The 1,090-nt window shown below is 58.8% G+C and carries 2 protein-coding genes; both read left to right on the plus strand.

The window, feature by feature from the left end:
- The coding region (locus tag LC354_RS26955) for an enoyl-CoA hydratase/isomerase family protein (protein WP_223429023.1) at positions 1-531 on the plus strand (531 nt) is incomplete at its 5' end.
- Between the two features lie 118 nt (positions 532-649).
- On the plus strand, positions 650-1,087 hold the full coding sequence (gene yciA / locus LC354_RS26960) for an acyl-CoA thioester hydrolase YciA (RefSeq protein WP_223429024.1): 438 nt from the start codon (positions 650-652) through the stop codon (positions 1,085-1,087).
- The last annotated feature ends 3 nt before the right edge of the window (positions 1,088-1,090 follow it).

Genomic DNA, 1,090 nt, shown 5'->3' on the forward strand with positions numbered 1-1,090 from the left:
AAACCCACAGTCGTGGCCATTGAAGGCTATGCACTGGGCGGCGGCATGGAACTCGCAGCCGGCGCAGACATCATCGTGGTCGCCGAAAATTCAAAATTCGGCGTACCCGAAATAAACCTTGGCGCCATACCCGGCAGTGGGGGATCAGTGCGTATTACACGGCGTATCGGTCTTGGCCGCGCCAGTGAGTTGTTTTTGCTGGGCGATATGATAGATGCGGAGCAAGCGCTCGCGTGGGGCTACGCCAATCACATTAAGCCCAAGGGCGAGGTGCTCGCACACGCGCAAAAACTTGCTGCAAGGCTTGCAAGCGCTCCGAAGCAGGCCATTTGTGCCGCCAAGCAGGCGTTGCGGTATGGCATGTACTTGCCCGAGGAGCAGGCAATCGCGAAGCTGCTTAACGTGCTCGATGTGCTACAGCGTACGCAGGACCTCCGCGAGGGGGCCGACGCCTTCATGAATAAGCGCAAAGCGAATTTTCAAGACCCGCTGGACACCTCGAAATTTGTTGGATGCATGTTTCCAGAATAAATTGGACCGGTACGAAGCGAGAGTCGACTCAGGTGTTGAGGCCTGAGTTGGCGAACGAATTGCGCAAGAAGGCCGAGGACCTCGGCCTTCTTGTCTTGGGGGAACAATGAACCAATCAATGAATGACGACGAGGCGCACGCGTCCGGAACTCCCGGACCCCACGGCGAATTGTTCCTGCGCACATTGGCCATGCCGGCGGATACCAATCCGAGCGGTGATATTTTTGGGGGCTGGCTGATGTCGCAGATGGACATGGCCGGGTCCATGCTGGTCCGGGAGCTCACCCACGGACGCGTTGTCACCGTGGCGGTGGACACATTCAAATTTCAAAAACCGGTCAAGGTGGGCGATGCGGTGGGTTGCTATGGGCGGGTGATCCGGATTGGAACCACGTCAGTGACCGTGAAGCTGGAGGTTTGGGTCAGGCCGCCCACACTAACGGGCGAGCCCCAGAAGCCGGGGTTCCAGGTGACCGAGGCCATCTTCACCTACGTGGCGGTGGATGAAGCCGGAAAAAAACGACCGGTGCCGGACTCGGCGCGTGCGGCCGAATAACCG

Source organism: Tateyamaria pelophila (assembly GCF_019966495.1).
GTDB lineage: Bacteria > Pseudomonadota > Alphaproteobacteria > Rhodobacterales > Rhodobacteraceae > Tateyamaria > Tateyamaria pelophila.